12 protein-coding genes and 1 tRNA gene are annotated in these 14,719 nt (G+C 58.4%); 7 read left to right on the top strand and 6 right to left on the bottom strand.

Translation table 11 applies throughout. The annotated features are described in order from the left end of the window. Positions 1-106: 106 nt before the first annotated feature. Positions 107-1,819, bottom strand: coding sequence for a long-chain fatty acid--CoA ligase (locus AGR1_RS11375; protein WP_149146940.1), 1,713 nt, complete (start codon positions 1,817-1,819; stop codon positions 107-109). Between the two features lie 360 nt (positions 1,820-2,179). Between AGR1_RS11375 and AGR1_RS11370 the strand changes: the two genes are divergently transcribed. From AGR1_RS11370 to AGR1_RS11345, 6 genes are all read left to right on the top strand, one after another. After that, entirely contained in the window at positions 2,180-3,235 is a 1,056-nt protein-coding gene (locus AGR1_RS11370) for an ABC transporter ATP-binding protein (RefSeq protein ID WP_149146939.1), read from the top strand. Between the two features lie 148 nt (positions 3,236-3,383). Continuing rightward, positions 3,384-4,400, top strand: a complete 1,017-nt coding sequence (locus AGR1_RS11365; protein WP_149146938.1) for an extracellular solute-binding protein — start codon at positions 3,384-3,386, stop codon at positions 4,398-4,400. A gap of 72 nt (positions 4,401-4,472) precedes the next feature. After that, complete coding sequence (locus tag AGR1_RS11360; protein ID WP_149146937.1) at positions 4,473-6,149, top strand: iron ABC transporter permease; 1,677 nt, start codon at positions 4,473-4,475, stop codon at positions 6,147-6,149. A 178-nt stretch (positions 6,150-6,327) separates the two neighbouring features. After that, positions 6,328-8,517, top strand: coding sequence for a TonB-dependent siderophore receptor (locus AGR1_RS11355; protein ID WP_149146936.1), 2,190 nt, complete (start codon positions 6,328-6,330; stop codon positions 8,515-8,517). Positions 8,518-8,626: 109 nt separating this feature from the next. After that, positions 8,627-9,508 (top strand): AraC family transcriptional regulator, encoded by an 882-nt coding sequence (locus AGR1_RS11350; protein ID WP_162927446.1) that lies wholly within the window; start codon positions 8,627-8,629, stop codon positions 9,506-9,508. A 128-nt stretch (positions 9,509-9,636) separates the two neighbouring features. Beyond that, positions 9,637-10,029, top strand: a complete 393-nt coding sequence (locus tag AGR1_RS11345; RefSeq protein WP_162927445.1) for a PRC-barrel domain-containing protein — start codon at positions 9,637-9,639, stop codon at positions 10,027-10,029. Between the two features lie 94 nt (positions 10,030-10,123). Here AGR1_RS11345 and AGR1_RS11340 read toward each other — a convergent pair whose 3' ends face one another. From AGR1_RS11340 to AGR1_RS11325, 4 genes are all read right to left on the bottom strand, one after another. Next, positions 10,124-10,366: a DUF982 domain-containing protein gene (locus AGR1_RS11340; RefSeq protein ID WP_080791442.1), complete on the bottom strand. Its 243-nt coding sequence runs from the start codon at positions 10,364-10,366 to the stop codon at positions 10,124-10,126. A 317-nt stretch (positions 10,367-10,683) separates the two neighbouring features. Beyond that, a complete protein-coding gene (locus AGR1_RS11335) occupies positions 10,684-10,842 on the bottom strand; it encodes a YqaE/Pmp3 family membrane protein (protein WP_020811433.1) in 159 nt (52 codons plus the stop codon). A 156-nt stretch (positions 10,843-10,998) separates the two neighbouring features. Then, a tRNA-Thr gene (locus AGR1_RS11330) sits at positions 10,999-11,074 on the bottom strand. A gap of 136 nt (positions 11,075-11,210) precedes the next feature. Then, the gene (locus AGR1_RS11325) at positions 11,211-12,173 is read right to left on the bottom strand and encodes a nitronate monooxygenase family protein (protein WP_149146935.1); all 963 of its coding nucleotides are present in this window, start codon (positions 12,171-12,173) and stop codon (positions 11,211-11,213) included. A 254-nt stretch (positions 12,174-12,427) separates the two neighbouring features. Here AGR1_RS11325 and AGR1_RS11320 point away from each other — a divergent pair, with 254 nt between their 5' ends. Next, positions 12,428-13,573, top strand: coding sequence for a hypothetical protein (locus tag AGR1_RS11320; protein ID WP_187772119.1), 1,146 nt, complete (start codon positions 12,428-12,430; stop codon positions 13,571-13,573). Between the two features lie 48 nt (positions 13,574-13,621). On the opposite strand, the gene ppk2 is transcribed toward AGR1_RS11320, so the two are convergent. After that, positions 13,622-14,503 (bottom strand): polyphosphate kinase 2, encoded by an 882-nt coding sequence (ppk2, locus tag AGR1_RS11315; protein ID WP_149146933.1) that lies wholly within the window; start codon positions 14,501-14,503, stop codon positions 13,622-13,624. Between the last annotated feature and the right edge of the window lie 216 nt (positions 14,504-14,719).

Raw genomic sequence — 14,719 nt, 5'->3', positions numbered from 1 at the left:
AAACTATTCTTTTTCCGACGGCCAAATCAAGGCGACTTTGATAAAAGAAAAGGGCCGGGATGAAAGAAAGAGCCGGTCGCCCGGCTCTCCCCATTGCGCGTGACAATCAGTTCAGATTGCGCAATTCGCGCCGCAAAATCTTGCCGACATTCGATTTCGGCAGCTCGGTGCGGAACTCGATGATTTTCGGCCTTTTGTAGTTCGTCAGGCTCTTGGCGCAGAAGGCCTTGAGTTCCGCTTCCGTGAGCGACTGGTCCTTCTTGACGACGAAAAGCTTGACGGTTTCGCCGGAATGCTCATCCGGAACACCGATTGCGGCGCATTCCAGCACGCCCGGATGGCTGGCGGCCACTTCTTCCACCTCGTTCGGATAGACGTTGAAACCGGAAACGAGGATCATGTCCTTCTTGCGATCAACGATCTTGGTGTAACCGCGCTCGTCCATGAAACCCATGTCACCGGAACGGAAGAAGCCGTCCGCCGTCATGGCTTTCGCGGTTTCATCCGGCCTCTGCCAATAGCCGGCCATGACCTGCGGGCCGCGAATGCAGATCTCGCCGACTTCGCCTGTCGGCAGGCTTTTGCCGTCCTCATCGCGAATATCGATTTCCGTCGAGGAGATCGGCAGGCCGATGGTGCCGCTGAATTCCGTGGAATCGAGACGATTGACTGTTGCAACGGGTGATGTCTCGGAGAGGCCGTAACCCTCGGCAATCGGGCAGCCGACGACGGAAAGCCAGCGCTCCGCAACGGGCCTCTGCACGGCCATGCCGCCGCCGAGAACCAGAATGAGCGATGACAGATCGAGTTTGCGGAAATCCTCATTGTTCATCAGCGCGTTGAAAAGCGTGTTGATGCCGGGGAAAATATGCGGCTGATAATGCGCCAGCTCCTTCACGAAGCCGGGAATGTCGCGCGGATTGGCGATCAACAGATTGTGGCCGCCGAGTGCAATGCCCATCAGCGAATTCACCGTCAATGCGAAGATGTGGCAGAGCGGCAGCGCGCAGATGAAGTTGAGAACTTCCGGGCGGTCTTTTTTGCCATTGAAGGCTGCGTCCAGCCACAGGCTGATCTGAAGCTTGTTTGCAAGAAGGTTAGCATGGGTGAGAACCGCACCCTTGGATACACCCGTCGTGCCGCCGGTATATTGCAGGAAGGCGATGTCCTGCGGCGTGAGGCTGACCGGCTTCAGCGAAAATCCCTGACCTTCCTTCAGCATGGCCTTGAAGCTGATGGAGCCGGGAATGGTGTAGGCGGGCACCAGTTTCTTGACCTTGCGAACCACCAGATTGACGATATGTCCCTTGAGACCGAGGAGATCGCCCATCGCTGCGACGACCAGATGCCGCACCGCGGTTTTCGGCACGGCCTGCTGGGCCACATGGGCGAAGTTTTCCAGCACGAAGAGCGCCTTTGCGCCGGAATCCTTGAGCTGATGTTCCAGCTCGCGCGGTGTGTAGAGCGGATTGACATTGACGACGATCATGCCCGCCCGCAAAATCCCGTATACGGCAACAGGATTTTGCAGAATATTCGGCATCATCACGGCAACCCGGTCGCCTTTTTCCAGCCCTCTGGATTGCAGCCAGGCAGCGACCGCGCGGGTTTCAGCGTCCAGTTCCCGATAGGTCAGGGACTTTCCCATGCTGGAAAAGGCCTTGCGGTCGGCAAATTGCGCACAGCTCTTTTCGAGCAGTTCGACAAGGGAGGCGTGGGCGGATGCGGGGATTTCGGAAGGTACGCCCGGCGGATAGGATGCCAGCCAGCGCTTCTCTGCGCTGACATTTTCCGGGTGTCCCAGGGACAGTTCACTCATGCTTCTCCTCCCAGAGTCTTTGTCGCGCCGCGCATTCCTTGAAATGCGTGAAGGGCGCTTTCGGCTGCCTGATTATTCATAAGGCTCCCGTATTCATCCGGCTCACTCGGCCGGATTGAGGGAACCCCATGTGGCGTCACCGGATCGACCGCTCCTCTCGCTCCCCGGTGACGAATGATAGACGCGTAATCCCTTTACGTCCATCGCATCGGTAAAGCCTATTTAACTCTAACGTAAACGTCAATATTGCTGCCGCACATCTCGCCGACTCATGAAGGGAAAAGCATTTCGCCAGCCTTTTTTGACTTTAATCCTGATTTGAGCGATCAACATAATTCGCAAAGCAGGGCAGGATTGGAAATGGCAGGCAGAGTAGCGCTGGAACTGAAATCGGTCGGGAAGAGATTCGGCGATACGGATGTGCTGTCCGATATCGATCTTTCCGTCGAACGCGGCGAAATCATTTGTCTGGTGGGGCGCTCCGGCTGTGGAAAATCGACCCTGCTGCGCATTGTGGCGGGCGTGGAGACGCCGGATCATGGCAGCGTTTCCCTGAATGGCGCTGTCGTTGCTGGTCCCGCTGTTTTCGTGGAGCCTGAAAAGCGCAATATCGGTTTCGTCTTTCAGGATTATGCGCTGTTTCCGCATCTGACCGTGGAACAGAATGTCATGTTCGGTCTTCGGTCTTTGCCAAAGGCGGACGCCCGCCGCCGCGCCGCAGAGATGATTGAACATGTCCACCTGCAGGAACTGGCGAAACGTTATCCGCATACGCTTTCGGGCGGCGAGCAGCAGCGTGTGGCTCTTGCCCGCGCGCTTGCCCCGCAGCCCGGCCTGCTTCTGATGGACGAACCCTTTTCCAATCTGGACAGGGGACTGCGAGACAGTGTGCGCGAGGAAACGCTCGGGCTCCTGCGGCAGCTGGGCACCACGGCGATCATGGTCACCCATGATCCGGAAGAAGCGCTTTCCGCAGGCGACCGTGTGGTTCTGATGCAGCAAGGTCGCATCGTGCAGAGCGGCACGGGTTACGAAATCCACGATCATCCCAAAACCCGTTATGCCGCTGATTTTTTCTGCGCCTTCAACAAGATCGAGGGCCGGGTGAGACAGGGCCGCGTCGAAACGCCGCTCGGGCTTCTGGGCGATGCGTCCGATCTGCCCGATGGCCTCGCCGCCGTTGCTTATGTTCGCCCAAATGCGATTTCGATCATCGAGGACGGCGCCGCGAAAGAAGGAATTGCCGGCGAAATATCGAGCCGTGTCTTCCTCGGGGAGATCGAGCAGCTTGGCATCGCCGTGCCCGGCCTGTCGGCAGATCTGCGTGTCAGGACGATGCAGCGCACACCCACCCGCACCAAGGCGGTGCGCTTCGGTATCGATCCCAAGGGAGTATTGATATTTACTGGAGGTTGAGTAAGCGGATTTGCATGTTAATTTTCGCTCCATTTTCAACTCTTGGTGATCGAATCTGCCCTGAAAGCAGAGAAATAAAACTTGATTTGGCGCGTCATGTATGATGTCTGCTCCTCCATATTGCCGCTATCGGAGAGGGAGACAAAACATGACGAAATTTACGAGATTTGCCCTGCTTGCCAGCACGGTTGCCTTTGCGGCCGGAACGGCCAGCGCTGCTGAACTCAACATTTATACCACCCGCGAACCGGGCCTGATCCAGCCGCTGCTCGACTCTTTCACTGCCTCGAGCGGCGTCAAGGTCAATACCGTGTTCCTGAAGGATGGTCTTGCCGAGCGCGTTCTGAGCGAGGGCGCAAGCTCGCCTGCCGACGTTCTGATGACGGTTGATGCCGGCAACCTCGTCGATCTCGCTGAAAAGGGCGTCACCCAGGCGGTCGAATCCGAAACCCTGACGAAGGCCATTCCCGCCGAGCTTCGCGACGCCAAGGGTCATTGGTTCGCGCTCTCCATGCGCGCCCGCGTTCTCTACGCAGCGAAGGATCTCGATCTCGCCGCCTTCCACTATGAAGATCTGGCGGATGCGAAGTGGAAGGGCAAGGTCTGCATTCGCGCTGGCCAGCACCCCTATAACACGGCGCTGTTTGCCGATTACATCGCCCATTACGGCGCTGAAGACACCGAGAAGTGGCTTGCCGGCGTCAAGGAAAACCTGGCCCGCAAGGCAGGCGGTGGTGACCGTGACGTTGCCAAGGACATTCTCGGCGGCATTTGCGATATCGGCATTGCCAACTCCTATTATGTCGGCCTGATGCGCTCGGGCAAGGGCGGCGAGGAGCAGGTGAAGTGGGGCGACGCCATCAAGGTGGTTCTGCCGACCTTCAAGAATGGTGGCACGCAGGTCAACATCAGCGGTGCGGCTGTGGCCAAGAATGCACCGAACAAGGCGGAAGCCGTCAAGCTGCTGGAATATCTCGTCTCCGACGAAGCCCAGAAGATCTATGCCGAAGCCAACTACGAATATCCGGTCAAGCAGGGTGCGGCTCTCAATGAGATCATCGCTTCCTTCGGCAAGCTGAAGATCGATAACAAGCCGCTGACGGAAATCGTCTCGCATCGCAAGCAGGCGAGCGAGCTGGTCGACAAGGTCGGTTTCGACAAGTAAGGCCACTCAACAGTAACAACATGGAAGGCGTTCGCACCCGCGGACGCCTTTCCGCGTATTTTCCCGAAGCACATGAACGCAGACGCCATCCAGCCATTGCCACCCAGCACGAGAGCCAGATTTTCCTCCACCTTCTGGTGGCTGGGCCTTTCTTTGCTGTCGGTCTGTGGCGCCATGGTGCCGGTTCTGGCGCTTGTATTGCAGGCGGTGCAGGGGTCTGAAGGCCTGTGGGCGCATCTCGGCTCAACCGTGCTCTGGACGGCGCTTCCGGATACGGCGATCCTTCTTGCCGGGGTCGGGCTGCTGGCAGGTGTCGTCGGAACCTACGCCGCCTGGCTGGTCACCGCTTATGATTTTCCCGGGCGCAGGATATTGGAATGGGCGCTGCTGCTGCCGCTGGCCATGCCCACCTATATCGTCGCTTACGCCTATCTGGATATTCTGCATCCGATAGGACCGGTGCAGGGTGCGATCCGCTGGCTGCTCGGTTATTCCAGCCCGCGTGAGTTCCGTCTGCCGGACATAAGGTCCATGACGGGCTGCATCGTCCTTCTCGGCTTCGTGCTGTTTCCCTATGTCTATATTCCCGTGCGCGCCATGTTCCTGACGCAGGCGGGCAACCTTCTGGAAGCGGCGCGAACGCTCGGCGTTTCCAGACGAGCGGCCTTCTTCAAGGTGGCGGTGCCGCTGGCGCGACCGGCGATTGCGGTCGGCATCAGCCTTGCGCTGATGGAAGCGCTGAACGATATAGGCGCTTCGGAATTCCTCGGCGTCCGCACCCTCACGGTTTCCATCTACACCACCTGGGTCACGAAATCGGACCTGCCGGGTGCAGCGCAGATCGCGCTGTCCATGCTGTTCATCGTTGTCGCCCTCGTGGCGCTTGAGCGCTGGGCGCGGCGCAGGCAGCGTTATGCGGTTTCGGCGCAGAAAAACAGGGAACTGGAGCCGCTGCGGTTGACCGGCCCGAAGGGCTGGGCGGCCTTTACGCTTGGCAGCCTGCCGGTCCTGATCGGCTTCGTGGCGCCGGCGAGCTATCTCGTCATCGAGGCATGGAAGCGGTTCCGCTTCAGTGGCCTGTCGGCGCGCTTTGCCGATGAGGCTCTGAGCACCATCCTCTTTGCCGGGTTGGCGACGGCGATCACCCTTATCCTCGGGCTCGCGGTTGCTTACGCAATGCGGCTTGCACCGGGACGTCTCTCGCGCTGGTCCTATCGCCTTTCGACGGTCGGATATGCGGCCCCGGGCACGGTCATCGCCATCGGCGTTCTGATCGCGCTTGGCGGTTTCGATCGTTTTGTAGATCAGACCATGCGTGACTGGTTCGGCATTTCTACCGGCCTTATCTTCATCGGCAGTGGTGCGGCCCTCATCTATGCCTATTGCGCCCGTTTCCTCACCATTGCCGCTGGTGGTGTTGATGCGGGGCTCAGCCGCATCCCGCAATCCTTCGATCATGCCTCGCGCACGCTTGGGCGATCCGCTACCCAGACCTTCCGCCAGATTCACCTGCCGCTTTCCAAGGCCTCGCTGGCGGCGGCGGCACTGCTGATCTTCGTCGATTGCGTCAAGGAGCTTCCCGCCACGCTTCTTTTGAGGCCGCTGAATTTCGAAACCTTCGCCACCCATCTTTATGGTGAAGCGGCACGCGGTACCTATGAGGAGGCGTCTATCGCAGCTCTGGCGATTGTCGTCATCGGCATGCTCCCTGTGGTGCTGCTCGCGAGGATCGGCCGACGCAAGGGCTGATTCCAAGTCCGCCCTTACAAATGGCGGGTCTGAAACTGTGCGAGAAGCCAATAAGCTTCAAATCAGCCCCGAAAACGACAAGCATCCTGCCTTAATCATGATGTAAACACTCATCTTAATTGAGGCGCTGCGGCCTGTCGGATAGGGACACCGGCTGCGATCTGTTTCGGGGCATATCTTGAAAAATTTGCATGGGATGTTTTTGAGCCGTCTGGCGTTGGGAACGGCTGCCATTGTTTTGCTGGCGCCAGCGATGGGCCACGCGCAGGACACGACCGTTCTGCAGCAGATTACCGTTGAAGGGCAGGGCGCGGAGAACGCGACGGGTCCGGTCCGGGGTTATGTCGCGACGAAAAGCGCGACCGGTTCGAAAACCGAGACGGAAACCAGGGATATTCCGCAATCCGTATCGGTCGTCGGCCGCCAGGAAATGGATGACCGTGGCGCGGTGACGAAAATCGACGAGGTGCTGCGTTATACTCCCGGTGTGACGGCGGAGCCCTTCGGCGCCGACCCCGACACGGACTGGTTTTATATTCGTGGCTTCCAGGCCACCCAGACGGGCGTGTTTCTGGATGGTCTGAACCTGTTCAGCTACGGTTTCGGCGGTTTCCAGATGGATGCCTACGGTCTGGAGCGCGTGGAAGTTCTGAAAGGCCCCGCCTCTGTGCTTTACGGTGGCGCCAATCCCGGTGGTATCGTGCAGATGGTCCGTAAGCGCCCGCAGGATGAGCCGGTTCGCGAAACGGAAATCGGTATCAATAATTTCGGCAATGCCTTCTTCGGTTTCGATCTCGGCGACAAGGTCGACGCCGACGGCGTGTGGAAATACCGGGTCACCGGCAAGGTCTCGGGCGGCGACAATTACACCGACTATTCGGAGGATCTGCGCGGTTTCATCATGCCGCAGATCACCTTCGAGCCGGATGCCCAGACGAGTGCCACGCTCTACGGCTATTTCTCGGCACTGGATCAGGTCCATGTCGGCAACGGTTTCCTGCCCTATGTCGGCACCGTGGTCGATGCGCCCTTCGGCAAGCTCGACCGCAAGGCCTTTTATGGCGAGCCGGATATCGACAATGGCCGCGTCTACCAGTCCATGGTGGGTTACGAGGTCAGCCATGAATTCGATAATGGCTGGAAGATCAGCCAGAACGCCCGCTATGGCCACCTCTACAAGCATGAGAAAGGGCCCTATCCGGGCGGCTGGGCTAATGCCGATGCCAACGGCCAGCCGTTCCTCGATGCCACCACCAACGACTACATGCTGACGCGCTTCGGTTATGACGGTCTGTCGAAGGTCGACAGCTTCGGCGTCGACAACCGCATCGATGGCCAGTTCGATACCGGCGCGGTCAGCCATTCGCTGCTGTTCGGCCTTGATTATAAATATTACCGGCTGGATCAGGTGCAGGCTTGCTGCGGATCGAATGCGATCGGCGCGCTGAAGCCGGTCTATGGCTCGATGCAGGGAACGAACTTCGTTTATGCCGACAATATCGTTACTCAGCAGCAGATCGGCATCTATGCCCAGGATCAGCTGCGTTTTGGCGATGGCTGGCTGGTGACGCTGAATGGCCGTTACGACTATGTCGATACCGAGCTGAACAACAGGCTGCCGGCGGGCCTCTCCCGCCGCTCGAATGACGATGCGTTGAGCGGCCGCGCCGGTCTCGCTTATGAATTCGACAATGGCCTGACACCTTATGTCTCGGCGGCCACCTTCTTCAATCCGCTCATCGATACGCTTGCGGATGGCACCCCCGCCGTACCGGAGGAGGGACACCAGTTCGAGGCCGGCATTAAATATGAGCCGACATTCTTCGATGGCGCCATCACCGCCTCCGTCTTCAAGCTGGTTAAGGACAATGCCATCGTTTCCTATACGGCCGGTGGCGTGACTACGAGCGGCCAGTTCGGGCAGGTGGAATCCACCGGCTTCGAGCTGGAGGCCAAAGCCAATCTCAGCGAGAACTGGAAGGCGCTCGCCTCCTATTCCTATACGGATCTGGAGATTACCCGCGATGCCAACCCGAGCCTTATCGGCAAATCGCCATGGATCGTGCCCACCCAAACTGCCTCGCTGTGGCTGGACTATACCTTCACCAATGATGCACTCGATGGGCTGAGCCTCGGCGGCGGCGTACGGTATCAGGGCAAATCCTGGGCCGATGCGGCAAATACGCTGCGCGTTCCGGATGCCGCCGTCTTCGACGCCGCAATCCGCTACGAGAAGAACGACTGGACCGCATCGATCAACGTCGCCAATGTCTTCGACAAGGAATATGTGAAGAGCTGCGCCGGCGTCTCCGTCTGCGGCTGGGGCGATAGCCGCACCGTCACCTTCAAGCTTTCCAAGAAGTGGTAAGGCTTGGCCGAAGGCCGGCAGTTGCGGGGTAAGCAGTTTGCCACTATAAACATGAATAGATTTATCATGTTTATAGTGGCGCCATGGCGCCCTGCGGGATCGAGAGGCCATGGCTTTCCGCGTGCGGATGGAAAATGAGATCGAGGGCTTTGCCGTCATCGGCGGGCCGCGCTCGCGGGTGTGGAACGGGGTCGTCGCCGATCTCTGGGATGTGCGTTGCGCGCCGAAGGCGGGCGGACGTTATGTCGGCAAGGATCCACGGTTTGTTTTCCTGCTGGATATGGACGGGACGGATGACAGCCGTTTCATGATGAACCGCTGCCGCCGCGACACTTACGGCTCGTCCAAGGCGAACCGTATTTCCTTCGTGCCCGCCGATCTCGATGTGCACGCCGAACTCAGCGATGTCTCCTTCGTGCGCCATCTCGATCTGCATTTCGATGCGGGATTGCTGGGCGCCCGGTTGGCGCAGGGCTTCGATCCGCACGGCCTGCTCGACCCGCATCTGATGTTCGAGGATGAGCGACTGCTTGCGCTGGCGCGACTGATTGCGGACGAATGCGATAATCCCGATCCGCTGCATGACCTTTATGGCGAAAGCCTCGTGCTGGCGCTATTGACGGATTTCCTGAAGGTCAAGCGGGAGCCGGTCAAAAAACGCAGCAAGCTCGCCGCCTGGCAGTTGAGGGCGGCGACGGATTACATCCGCGAACATTGCCTGCGGTCGATCCGGCTTGAGGAACTTGCGGAACTCACCAACCTGTCGCAATCGCATTTCAGCCACGCCTTCAAGGCCTCCACGGGCGTGCCGCCCCACCAATGGCAGATGCAGGCGCGCATCGATCGCGTCAAGGAACTGATGATGCGAACCGACATGGCGCTGACTGATATCGCGATTGCCGCCGGTTTTTCGGATCAGGCGCATTTTTCCCGCGTCTTCCGCAAGATGGTCGGCGTTTCCCCTTCCGTCTGGCAGAAAATCCGCCAATAGGCGCCGTTTCGTTCCATCCTCCCTCAAAAAAATCCGGTCACGAAGCCGGAAACTCTTCGGAACGATTTGCCGGGTGCCGGGGTTTACCGGGCGTGACACCAACGAAGAAAGCGATGGAGGAAACTATCATGTTGCATCAGGAACCCCGCGTCGGACAGGACCCCTATGTCAAGGATACGCCGAGCCTGATCGCCAGCGACAAGGTGGAAGGCACCCGTGTCTATGGAGCCGACGGCAAGCATATCGGCTCGATACAGCGCATCATTCTGGAAAAGCGCGGCGGGCGCGTCGCCTATGCGGTGTTGAGCTTCGGCGGCTTCCTCGGCATCGGCGACGATTATTATCCGCTGCCTTGGGAAAAGCTGCATTACGATGAAGAACTCGACGGCTATCGTATCGACCTCACCAAGGAAAAGATCGAACATGCGCCTCACTTCGCCAATCTCGATGACAACGACCTGCTGAACGCCAAGGACCGTAAGGTCTATGACTATTATGGCGTCGCACCATATTGGATGTAGGGTCAAGCAGAATGCGCTTCCGACTGTTTAATCATCGAAAGCGTCGCAAACAAAAGAACGGCTCCTTTTCAGGAGCCGTTTTCTTTTGGGTGCATCAATGCGGGTTTTTCTGCATCTCGGAAACCGCATCGGTGAAGCATTTGCGCGCTTCCTCCGGCGATTTTCGTCCGTCAAGGGCGGCGCGGCAGGCGCTTCTGGCTTTTACGAAGCTCAATCCGCCAATCCTGGGCCAGCTTTCGGTCAACAATGTCAGTGCTTCGAAGGGGCCGGCGACGACACTCTTGCCATTCGCCTCAAGATTGACCTCGACAGGTTCTGTCCATCTCTCGTTCTTCATCGTGCACCTCCCAGAGCAACGCGATCCCGAAATACACCCGACAGCGAAGTAACCCATGAACGCAGCCGTGTGTCACTGTTACTTAGGATATGCGCAAGCAAGCGAATTGACAACGGGGATCAGCGGAAGCCGAAAAACGACAGGATCGCGAGAACGATGACGACGAGGCCGACGATGTAGATGATCTGGTTCATGATTTTCTCCTTGGCTGGTGTCATCACCATAACGTGAAGGAGAAGACGAAGTTCCAACATCTAATAAGAATTTAATCACGTACTAAAATGTTGCGGACGTCCGATCGCCGATGAGCGCGGGTGTCATCTCCGCAGGATCACCCAGATCGCGTGGATGATGCCGGGAACATAACCGCAAAGCGTCAGGAGAATATTGAGCCAGAAATGCAGGCCTAGCCCGACCTGAAGAAATACGCCGACGGGCGGGAGGATGATGGCGATGAGAATACGAATGACGTCCACGAGGATTGGCTTTCCAGTTTGTGATAACTGGTCAGTCAACGTGTATAACCACAATTTGGTTTCAAATCTCGCTCTGACCGGCAAGGTCGTTGCAATGCGAAGATCAATCGCATGGACGCGTTGATCGAGTAATGATCACAACTTGGGAGGAAGAAATGGTGCCGCTTACGTGACTCGAACACGTGACCCCGTCATTACGAATGACGTGCTCTACCAACTGAGCTAAAGCGGCCCGATTTTGACCCGCTTGTTGCGGATCAGCTTCATGGCGGGCTGATACAGGCAATGTTCACGGATTTCAAGCCTTGAATGTGCTGGTTTTGAAATTTCCGCAAAAAGCTTTGCCTGTCCATTGTTTGCCGGTGACTTCAGCCTTTCCCGCAGACGCGCTTTTTGGCCGTTTCATATTCATTTGCCAAGCGATCGACGAGCGCCGCCACCGGTTCCACCGCCTTGACGGCGCCGATTCCTTGCCCCGCGCCCCAGATGTCTTTCCATGCCTTGGCGCCGCCGGAGGCTGTTTCGAAGTCCATTTTCGAAGGGTCGGCTTCGGGCAGATTGTCGGGGTCCATGCCCGAGGCGACGATCGAGCTTTTCAGGTAGTTGCCATGCACGCCCGTGAAATAGTTCGAATAGACGATATCCTTCGCCTGCGCTTCCACAATCGCCTGCTTGTAGCCTTCGGATGCGCGCGCTTCCTCGGTGGCGATGAAAGGGGAGCCGATATAGGCCATATCCGCGCCCATGGCCTGCGCCGCGAGAATGGAGCCGCCATTGGCGATGGCGCCTGCAAGCAGCAGCGGGCCGTCGAACCATTCGCGGATTTCCTGAACGAGGGCAAAGGGTGAAAGCGTGCCCGCATGTCCTCCGGCACCCGTCGCCACCGCGATAAGCCCATCCGCGCCCTTGCGAATGGCGGAGCGGGCATGGCGGTCGTTGATGACGTCATGCAGCACGATGCCGCCATAGGAATGCACGGCCGCATTGACCTCCGGCACCGCGCCAAGCGAGGAAATCACCACCGGCACCTTGTATTTCACGCAAAGGCTGAGGTCATGCTCCAGCCGCCGGTTGGACATGTGCACGATCTGGTTGACCGCGAAAGGCGCCGCCGGACGCTCGGGATTGGTCCGGTTATGCGCGGCAAGTTCTTCGGTGATCATTGCCAGCCATTCGTCAAGCTGGCTTTCAGGCCGCGCATTGAGTGCCGGGAAAGCGCCGATGACGCCGGCCTTGCATTGCGCCAGCGTCAGTTGCGGATGCGAAATAATGAATAGCGGTGATGCTATGACCGGAAGACGCAGATTGTCTTTCAGCACGGACGGTAGCATGTCTCCTCCCACGAATTACGTTTACGCGCACGTAAGTCAATATCGCGTTCGGAAGGAGATTGAAAGCGAAAACAGCGCGGCATTCGCCTCTCGAATCTGCGTTCGTAACGCCACAATGGATCGATTTTCCTGAAAGCAATCCGGTCTTTATCATAAACGAAGCTTGCGGAGGGGCGGTATAGCCGTTACCGAATCGTGAACCCATGGCGCAGCGCCGCATATTTTTGCAAAGCGCAATAGAACAAGGATCGGTCGTGAGCGGACTGGAAACGGCAATCAGAAATGCTCTGGAAAAATCGGACAGATCGAACGCCGAAGTTCGTGCGCGGATTTATCAATCTTCCCGCCAGGCGCTGGAAGCGGGCCTGCGCAAGCAGGGCATAGACGATCCGCAGGTTGTCGCCCAGCAGCGCCAGCGGCTTGAAGGCCTGATCCACCAGATCGAGAATGAAGAGCGCAACCGGCTTCTGGATATGGTGGAACAGCAGTTGCGCCCGCCCGCAGCGGAAAGTCCGGTGCAGGACGATCACTTCGTCGATCCCGTTTTGCAACCACCCCATCACGACGATATGGGTGTTGAGCCGGAGCTGCGCGGCGAAACGCGCGATGTACGGCCGGGCGCAGCCGCTGCTCCGGAGCCTCTGAGTGCGGGGCAGCGCAATGGCAGGCCGCCGAAGAGAGGTGCCCGCGCGGGCGATTCTTCACTTGCCTTCCGACCGGAAGGCGCGGTGGGCCGCCGCAAGCGCCGGGGGCTTTTCGCCGGGCTTTTCATCTACGTGACGCTTCTGGCCTTTATCGGTTTCGGCGCCTGGTGGGTTTATTCCTCCGGCCTCCTGCTCTCGCCGGAGCAGCGCGATACCAGCGTGCCCAATCCGCCGGCGCAGGTGCAGGCGGAGGATTTCAACGGGACGGAGCCCGCGCCGCGCCTTTCCGCCGGCCGTGGTTTTTCCGATGACTGGGTGGAAATCTTCAACGCGGAGCGTGGCGGTTCCGGTATTTCTGCCGGCCCGCGCGCCAATGTCGAAAACATCGCCACACCCGCCGGCAGGGCGATAAAGCTGACCTCAAGGAGTGTGTCGCAGGATGGCGCCGTCAGCGTCGAGGTTCCGGTGGAGGTGATGCGGGATATGGCGGGCAAGTCCTCGACCATTTCGATCACGCTGCAATCCTCCAGCGACCGGCAGACCCAGGTTTCCGTCGCCTGTGATTTCGCGACATTGGGCGATTGCTCCCGCCACCGCTTCACCGCCACGGCCGAGCGCGCGGACATGCTGCTAAATACGACATTCGAACGATCTCTCGCCCCCAATGCGCCGGGCAAGATCTTCATCAACAGCGATATCGATGGCAGCGGCCGCCCGGTTAATCTTTATTCCGTGCGCATTCTGCCGGGCCAGTAAGGGAAAAACAGGCGTCTCGAAAGGAGGCGCCTGTCAGCGTCTTGGGTCCTATTTGATAAAATCCGGCCCCGATCCCACAATCTTGTCGTCGATTTCGCCGATCGCCTTTTTGTCCTTACCCTCATAATCGAGCGCCAGAAGGATGTGGCGGATGAGGTTCACCCGTGCGCGGCGCTTGTCGTTGGCGCGCACCACCGTCCATGGGGCGTCGTCGGTGTGGGTATTTGCCAGCATTTCGTCGCGTTTTTGCGTGTAGTCGTCCCATTTCGTCAGCGCCGCTATATCCATATCCGAAAGCTTCCAGCATTTCAGCGGGCTGTGGCGGCGGTCATGAAAACGCTCGATCTGCGTTTCGCGGCCGATATCGAGCCAGAATTTGAACAGATGAACGTCGTCGTGGACCAGCATCTTTTCCAGGCGCGGCGTTTCCTTGAGGAAACGTTTGTGTTCCTCCGGCGTGCAGAAACCCATGACCGGCTCGACCCCGGCGCGGTTATACCAGGAGCGGTCGAAGAGAACGAATTCGCCGGCGGTCGGAAAATGCGAGATATAGCGCTGGAAATACCATTGGCCGCGTTCGGTTTCCGTCGGTTTGGTCAGCGCCACCACGCGCGCATAGCGGGGATTGAGATAGGCCCTCGCCGCGAAGATCGCGCCACCCTTTCCCGCCGCATCACGGCCCTCGAAAACCGCCATCACCCTTTTGCCGGTGGTCTGCAGCCAGAACTGCACCTTGACAAGCTCCACCTGCAGCGTCTCGAGAGTGGTGTCGTAGTCCTCCCGCTTCATCTTCTTGTCGTAGGGAAAGTTGCCGGCGGAAAGTTTCTTTTCCTCAACCCAGTCAGGAAGAACCGGATCGTCGATGTCGAAGCTGCGCAGTTTGCCGTCTACGGTGATATCGACCGTCCGCTTCTTCGTTTCTTCGCCCATGGTTTCCTCCGGCCGTTGTTGTGTAAAGGCAACTCAACGCCAATGAGTTCACATCCGTTGCCAGAATTCAAGTGAAACAGAACCGCCTGACCGGCCCGCGGCAGCGAGGGCAATTGCGGCGTCGATTTTGCGCATATACGTTGTGGAAAATGCGCGGTGATGAATCTCTGTCATGAAGCTGGCCTATGAGATTTCGATGCGCTGTCAGATGAAAGT

The sequence above is a fragment of the Agrobacterium sp. B1(2019) genome, from assembly GCF_008274755.1.
GTDB classification, from domain to species: domain Bacteria; phylum Pseudomonadota; class Alphaproteobacteria; order Rhizobiales; family Rhizobiaceae; genus Agrobacterium; species Agrobacterium salinitolerans.
The sequence above is the reverse complement of the archived record's forward strand: the minus strand, read 5'-3'. Positions and strand labels throughout refer to the sequence as shown.

Excerpts from the sequence above, each read along its gene's own strand:
- AGR1_RS11375 (WP_149146940.1), bottom strand. The coding sequence starts at position 1,819 with ATGAGTGAACTGTCCCTGGGACACCCGGAAAATGTCAGCGCAGAGAAG.
- AGR1_RS11370 (WP_149146939.1), top strand. The coding sequence starts at position 2,180 with ATGGCAGGCAGAGTAGCGCTGGAACTGAAATCGGTCGGGAAGAGATTC.
- AGR1_RS11365 (WP_149146938.1), top strand. The coding sequence starts at position 3,384 with ATGACGAAATTTACGAGATTTGCCCTGCTTGCCAGCACGGTTGCCTTT.
- AGR1_RS11360 (WP_149146937.1), top strand. The coding sequence starts at position 4,473 with ATGAACGCAGACGCCATCCAGCCATTGCCACCCAGCACGAGAGCCAGA.
- AGR1_RS11350 (WP_162927446.1), top strand. The coding sequence starts at position 8,627 with ATGGCTTTCCGCGTGCGGATGGAAAATGAGATCGAGGGCTTTGCCGTC.
- AGR1_RS11345 (WP_162927445.1), top strand. The coding sequence starts at position 9,637 with ATGTTGCATCAGGAACCCCGCGTCGGACAGGACCCCTATGTCAAGGAT.
- AGR1_RS11340 (WP_080791442.1), bottom strand. The coding sequence starts at position 10,366 with ATGAAGAACGAGAGATGGACAGAACCTGTCGAGGTCAATCTTGAGGCG.
- AGR1_RS11325 (WP_149146935.1), bottom strand. The coding sequence starts at position 12,173 with ATGCTACCGTCCGTGCTGAAAGACAATCTGCGTCTTCCGGTCATAGCA.
- ppk2 (WP_149146933.1), bottom strand. The coding sequence starts at position 14,503 with ATGGGCGAAGAAACGAAGAAGCGGACGGTCGATATCACCGTAGACGGC.